Raw genomic sequence first — 6,403 nt, 5'->3', positions numbered from 1 at the left:
CCTGCGCGCCCACGCCGGAAGGCGACGCAACCGCACTGGCGACCCCTCCGCTGGAACGTGACATGCCAGCGCAAGCCGACCACCGCATGGCCAACGAACGCCCCTCGCAACCCGACCCGCTCGCACGGAACACGCCCAGCCGACGACCCGCCAACCGGACCAGCGCGAGGCCTCCACACCGAGCCATGCCACCCCGTGTGGGTGCGTGTGGGTGGCCGAGTCACCCTCATCCGACACGTTCGGGGCCACCGGCGACACGCCGTCACCGAAGCGCACGAGTACAGCCCGGCGACTGCGCCCAAGGGCGGTTATTCCGGTCGTAAATGTCGCACGAATAGCAGCTTCCTTATCTTTTGACCGACGCGTACAGTAACTCCGCGCACTTGATCGGACACCGACCGCATTCGTCCGTTCGGGTAGCGGCCGATGAGGTGACCCAGGAGGTGGGACGAGTGTCCGCGGAGGCCGGAGGCATCCGCAGCAACCTGCTCCAGGAGTTGTTTTGGACTCGGACCGGGTTGCTCCTCCTCATACTCGTGGTGACGTCGGGGACGAGCATCGCCATTTCCAGTCAAATGGATTCCGGCACAGCTAGAAACCTCCTGACCGCGCTGGGTACGGGCACGCTCATATCGGCGGTGGTGAGCTTCACGCAGACGTTGATCACTTCGAAAGCCGCGCAGAAGGCCCTGCTCACGCCGGTCATCGAGGAGAGCCGAAAGGCGCTGAGAGAACTCACGCAGGAGTACCGGGCGTTGGACCGGGAGTTTTTCCCGAGTCACGTGTTCGAGCCGACGGCCACGCCCGATCCCGAGTTCAACCAGCTCATGATGCAGGACCTGGAGCGGACGCGGCTGTACTGCTTCCGCGGGTTCGCCGGGCGGTACGCGGCTGGAAGAGTGCTGCTCAGCCAGACCGAGTGCGAGCTCAAGGCGGTGCTGGCGGATCCGCGGGACGACAACGCGATCAGCGGGCGCGCGCGGTACCTGCTTCGCAACGAAGGAGCGGACGGCGACTACGACGAGATCCAGACGAGGCTGAAAGAACAGATCAGCATCGGACTGGTCGGTCTCTACGCGGCACGAAGCCGGTGCAGCAGGATCGACGTCACGATCGTTTCCGATCCGCCACTCGACAGACTTGAGCTGTTCGACGACTCGGTCTGGATGACGCTCTACAGCAACACCGCCGGAGTGCTGAGGCCATATCCCAGGACGCTCAGGTTCACCGAGAGCTCGTTCCTGTACGCGAAGGAGCGCGCGGAGTTCCTGCGGATCAGCAACTCCAAGGCCGGATACCACTTCGTCATCACGCCGGGGACGACGAGAAACGACTTCCTCGCGCTGTACGAGAAGATCACCGGCGAAACACTCGAACAAGACGGTTTCAAGGAGCTGGAAGCCAAGTTCCACGCTTTCCGTCGCGAATTCTCCGCTTCCGCTCAGTTGAGGAGCTGATCGATCTTGCTAGCCGAGTTCACCGGGTTGTCCGCGCTCGAGGAGCTCGCCGCTCGGGTGAAGTGCGCCGAATTTCCCGTGGTGGACCACTGGACCGACGTCGGCGAGTGGTTCCGCGAGTGGGCGGCCCGGCCGGAGCTGCGCAAAGAGCTCAGGGCGTACATCGACGGGCTCACGCCTCAGCAGGCGACGTGGGTGATCGCGCACTCCCGGGAGACGACGACGCATTTCGCGTGGTGCCTCCGTGACGAGGAAGACGAGCCGTTCACGTTCTGGCTGCACGAGTACAAGCCGCTGACGGACTGGCGCGCCGGGTACGCGGACTCGGTCCACAACCACCGGTACCACTTCTGCACCACGATCCTGAGCGGCGCGTACCTGCACGAACGCTTCGACGCCCGGCTCGGTGTCGGTGGGCGCACGGTCATCAACACCGAGCTCACGAACCGCACTCAGTGCACCGAGGGCACCACGGGCACGTTGCTCGCGCACGAGTTCCACCGCATCCCGCGTGCCGCTGACGGGACGATGACGTTCCTGGTGAAGTCACGTGCCGTCACGCCGTGGAGCCTCAGCTACGACCCGGACACCGGGCTCAGCCACCGGCACGTGCCGGTCGAGGACCGCTTGGAGGATCTGACGAACCACCTGTGAAGCCTCACTGAGGCCGTCGCAACACGCCTACCATCAGCCCACCTGGTCGGGAGGGCTGATGATGCGTACGCGCACAACGATTCCGAGATCTGTCATCGCGGACGTGGAGCAGCGCGTGAGGCGGCTGTGCGAGGACCTCGCCGCGAAACTGCAGTTCCACGGGTGGCACCACGTGAGCTTCGTCCGCGACAAGGCGGTGCACTTCGCCAGGCGCAACGGCGCCGCGGAGGACATCTGCGAGGTCGCCGCGCTCGTGCACGACCTCAACTACATGGTCCGCCGCAACTCCCTGCCCACCGACGGCGAGGCGCTGCGCCGCAAGACGTTGTTCGTCGCGGGTGTCTGCATCGGCGACATCGAGTGGATCGAACGCATCGTCATCGAGGCGGAGATGCGCACCCGCCACCGCGACATCTCGCTGGAGGCCCAGGCGCTCTCGGACGCGGACACGCTGTTCAAGGCCCTGCCGGTCACGCCGGTCGTCCTCGCGCACAAGTACCTGCAGGAGAACGGCATCACGCTGCGGGAGCTCGCGCACAAGATCGTGGGCGAGCAGGTGGGCAAGGCCGACGACGGGTACTACTTCTACGATGCGGAGGCAGCCGCGACCTACACCAAGTGGGCCGAGACGAACCTGTCGCTGTGGAAGTGCATCGTTGAGTCCCTCGACGACCCGTGCGTCGAGGACCTGTTGACCAAGGTGGCGTCCTGAGCACGTTCTTCATCAAAAGCGGCGAGTCGATGGCCGCCGGCGACTACGACCCGCGAGCTGCCGTCGTCATCTGGCACGAGGTGCTCAACGAGGTGTGGGAGCCGCAGCCAGAGGATGCCGTCTTCGCGCTGCCGGACGCTCTCGTCGCACAGCTCGTCGAGGCCCACCCCGCGCGCATGCACGACGTCGCACTGAGCTGGGCACCGCACGTCGACTGGGGCTTCCACGAGGCGTTCGCGCACCTCAGCGAGCTCTCGCAGCTCGCACGCACGGCAGTGGCGAACGGCGAGACGGTCTACCTGGAAGTCACCGAGCCGGCGTCAGCCCAGCCTTCTGCTGAGTAGGCATCTGCACACCAATCGCCGTGAGCGCGAGTTCACGGGCCGCGCGGCGTGCGGTGAGCACGGCGAGATGGGCGTGCACGGTCGCACCAGCACTGAGCGACGCGTACGCGGCCTCCGCAGCCTCCCAGATCTCCAGATTCGTCACCTGACCACCGAAGCGGAGGGTCAGCTCGGCGATCGCCTGACGAAGTTGAACATCCGGGTTCGGCATATCAACAAAAACGCACACACGCCGCTTTTGGTTCAGTTGCCCGGTCGGACTCGAAGATCCGCACCGCCGTGCAGCGTGTACGCGAGCCCCATGACGTTGCCGCGGCCCAGCATCTCCCACCGGGTGAGCCGCAACGCCTCGCCGGCGCTGAACCCCGCCGCCAGCCGCGCGAGCAGCATGCCGGTCACCCAGCCCGCCATGTCCTGCGGCACAGCGACTTCCGGGCTGATCACGGCAGACGCGCCGCCGTCGATGAACGCCCGCACCAAGCCGGGCATCGGCGACGTGCCCACCACGACCGGCTTGCGCGACGGCCAGTGCGGACGCGGCCACACGCCCTCGCGGTCCCAGCGTTCGATTTCTTCAAGATCGAGGAAACCCTCGCGGAAATGCAGGTGCACGACGTCCATGACGTCGCCGGCCAACGCCCGCCCCAGCTCCGACGGGCTGACATAGGCAGACGTCACGACCTCAGGCGGAAGCATCGACATCAGCTCGGTCACGTGCCGCTCGGTCAACGCCCGGTCCATGCCGTGATCGACCGCCATCGACACCTCGAACGGCCGCGGCCGCACCGACACGAACGGCACCAACGGCCCGACCGGCTGCTCCAGCACGGCCGACAGACCCCAGAAACCGAAGGGGCACAACACATTGCCGCTGTGATCGGACACCGGGCAGTGCGCGGGCACCTCTCCCCCGGCGCCGAACGGCCCGAACTGCCCCACCGACGCGCACAGCCGGTACGGCCCGTCGTTCAACGGCAGGTCGTAGATCAACGACCACGGCACCGAGCTGTCAGCCACCGAGGCGATCATCAGCCCGGCCGGACGAGCCCGCCCCAGCCGTCGAACCCGATCGGCCAGGGCATCCGACCCGAACAGCCGCGAGTACAGCGCCGATCCCTGCCGTGCCAACGCCGCCAGGTCCTCGCAGAACGACGGGAAGTCCTTGCCGTACCAGGGATCCAGCCCCGAAGCGACGGGAAACGAATGCGGCAGCGAACCCAGGTCGAGACCCACCCGGGCAGGAACACCGGGACCGGAGGCCACCAGCGCCCGCTCTCCCAGCACGAGCACCGACGCCACCCGCGACGACAGCGGCTCGAGATCCGCGAACGTCCGCGTCAGCTGGAACCGCACAGCAGCACGGGACTCACCGGCACCAACGGGCAGCACGACCTGCTGGACGTGCACCGGCACCACGCCGGAGTAGATGACCAGCTCACCGGTCCACGGCACCGAGGCGTACGGAGTGGTGACCGGGAAGCTCACCCACGGACTGGCGCCCTCGGCGGGCAGCACGAACGACTCGGCCTGCACCGGACGCCCGTTCATGCTCAGCACGGCCCGCAACTCCAGGTCGCCGGGCAGCGGATCGGGGTGCTGCCCGACGTGCACCCACACCTCGTACTCGCCACCGGGCCGCAACGCCCCGGCGATGCCTTCGGTGGCACCGGGCAGCGCGACCATGACGGTCACCGGCCGGTCAGAAGGCACTGGAGGCGACGGCAACGCCGTGAAGCGCACCTGCCGGCGCCGTTCCAGTTCCCGGAACTGCCAGACGACGTCCTCGACCCGCCCCTCGCCGGCACCGACCGGCGAGCCGAGCACGACGAAAGGCGCGCTCCACCCGATCAGCACCGAAGCCGCGTCGACCCCGGCCACCCACGTGTGCGCGGCGGTGAACAGCACGACAGGCCGCCCCAGTCCGCGCAGCGCGGCGACAACCGGACCCGTGTCCCACGCGCGCGTGTCGTGCAACGCCACGACGTCGCCCACAACATCAGAAAGCGACGGCAGCGACGAAGCCGACGAGAAGTGCCGGAGATCGAGAACGGCGAACCGCACCACCCGAACGGACGTCGTGACCGCGGTGGACGCCGGGTAACCGACCGCGAGCCCGGCGCTGACCTGCGCCCACCCGCCCGGATCGGTCACCACGAGCAGCGAGCGCGACCCCAGGAAAGCAGCCACGAACTCCAGCGGCGTGCCTTCGCCGCCGGAGACGGTGAACTCTGCGGGCGCCACAGCCGTACGCCTGGAGGTGCAGCTAGAACGGCCAGCCAAGCACCGGCAACCCGACCACCGCGTCCACGGCGAGACCGCAGAACACGAGCATCAGGTAGAGGTTCGACATGTGGAAGAACTTCATGGTGTTCGTGGACCCGCCGCGGCGAACAACGTTGTGCAACTTGTGCGCGAAGACCGCGAACCACAGCCCCGACAGGGCCGCCACCGCCACGTAGATCCACGAGGTGACGGGAGCGAGGGCGAGCGTGCAGACGACCGTGATCCAGCTGTAGATGACGATCTGCCGCGTCACCTGCGCAGCTGTGGCCACCACGGGCAGCATCGGCACGCCTGCTCGGGCGTAGTCCTCCTTGAACTTCATCGCGAGGGCCCAGGTGTGCGGCGGAGTCCAGAAGAAGATGACGCCGAACATGACCAGCGCCGGCCACTCGACGGTGCCCGTCACCGCGCTCCAGCCGATGATCACCGGCATGCAGCCCGCCATGCCGCCCCAGATGATGTTCTGGGAGGTCCGGCGCTTGAGGACCAGCGTGTAGACGAAGATGTAGAACAGGATGGTCGCCACCGCGAAGGCGGCCGACATCAGGTTGACGAAGATCCACAGGAACGCGAACGAGACGACGCCGAGAACGACGCCGAAGATCAGGGCGTTGCGCGGTGGGATGGCGTTGTGCGCGAGCGGCCGGGCCGCGGTCCGCTTCATGACCGAGTCGATGTCGGCGTCGACGAAGCAGTTGAGGGCATTTGCCGACCCCGCGGCGAGGGTGCCGCCGGTGAGGGTGCAGGCGATCAGCCACAGCGGCGGGAGGCCGTGCTGGGCCAGGAGCATCGCCGGGATCGTGGTGATCAGCAGGAGCTCGATGACCCGCGGCTTGGTGAGTGCCACATAGGCGCCAACTACCTGACGAGGCGACCTGGCAGGGGCCTCGAGGACGGCACTCATCCGTGAACGCTCCTCGCATTGCAAGAGGTGTGGAAACCAGCGACTGATG

Annotated in this window: 7 protein-coding genes; 4 read left to right on the top strand and 3 right to left on the bottom strand. The window is 67.1% G+C overall.

Going from position 1 to position 6,403, the window contains the following annotated elements; translation table 11 throughout:
- Positions 1–575: 575 nt before the first annotated feature.
- The 4 genes from UK23_RS36680 (at position 576) to UK23_RS36665 (ending at position 3,167) form a co-directional block, all read left to right on the top strand.
- Entirely contained in the window at positions 576–1,457 is an 882-nt protein-coding gene (locus tag UK23_RS36680) for a hypothetical protein (protein WP_419503915.1), read from the top strand.
- A gap of 6 nt (positions 1,458–1,463) precedes the next feature.
- Positions 1,464–2,111 (top strand): hypothetical protein, encoded by a 648-nt coding sequence (locus UK23_RS36675; protein ID WP_045316352.1) that lies wholly within the window; start codon positions 1,464–1,466, stop codon positions 2,109–2,111.
- Between the two features lie 61 nt (positions 2,112–2,172).
- A complete protein-coding gene (locus UK23_RS36670; RefSeq protein ID WP_045316361.1) occupies positions 2,173–2,823 on the top strand; it encodes a hypothetical protein in 651 nt (216 codons plus the stop codon).
- Between the two features lie 29 nt (positions 2,824–2,852).
- On the top strand, positions 2,853–3,167 hold the full coding sequence (locus UK23_RS36665) for a hypothetical protein (RefSeq protein WP_045316351.1): 315 nt from the start codon (positions 2,853–2,855) through the stop codon (positions 3,165–3,167).
- On the opposite strand, the gene UK23_RS36660 is transcribed toward UK23_RS36665, so the two are convergent.
- From UK23_RS36660 to UK23_RS36650, 3 genes are read right to left on the bottom strand one after another with little or no spacing between them, the layout of a single operon-like run.
- Entirely contained in the window at positions 3,130–3,378 is a 249-nt protein-coding gene (locus UK23_RS36660) for a three-helix bundle dimerization domain-containing protein (protein WP_045316350.1), read from the bottom strand. The genes UK23_RS36665 and UK23_RS36660 overlap by 38 nt on opposite strands.
- A gap of 32 nt (positions 3,379–3,410) precedes the next feature.
- Positions 3,411–5,408, bottom strand: coding sequence for a hypothetical protein (locus tag UK23_RS36655; RefSeq protein ID WP_045316349.1), 1,998 nt, complete (start codon positions 5,406–5,408; stop codon positions 3,411–3,413).
- Positions 5,409–5,430: 22 nt separating this feature from the next.
- Positions 5,431–6,354 carry a heme o synthase gene (locus UK23_RS36650; protein ID WP_045316348.1) on the bottom strand — a complete coding sequence of 308 codons (924 nt, stop codon included), beginning with the start codon at positions 6,352–6,354 and terminating at the stop codon, positions 5,431–5,433.
- Positions 6,355–6,403 lie beyond the last annotated feature (49 nt).

Origin of the sequence: Lentzea aerocolonigenes, assembly GCF_000955955.1 — a bacterium.
Classification (GTDB): domain Bacteria; phylum Actinomycetota; class Actinomycetes; order Mycobacteriales; family Pseudonocardiaceae; genus Lentzea; species Lentzea aerocolonigenes_A.
Note: the sequence above shows the minus strand (reverse complement) of the source record. Positions and strands in the feature narration are given on the sequence as shown.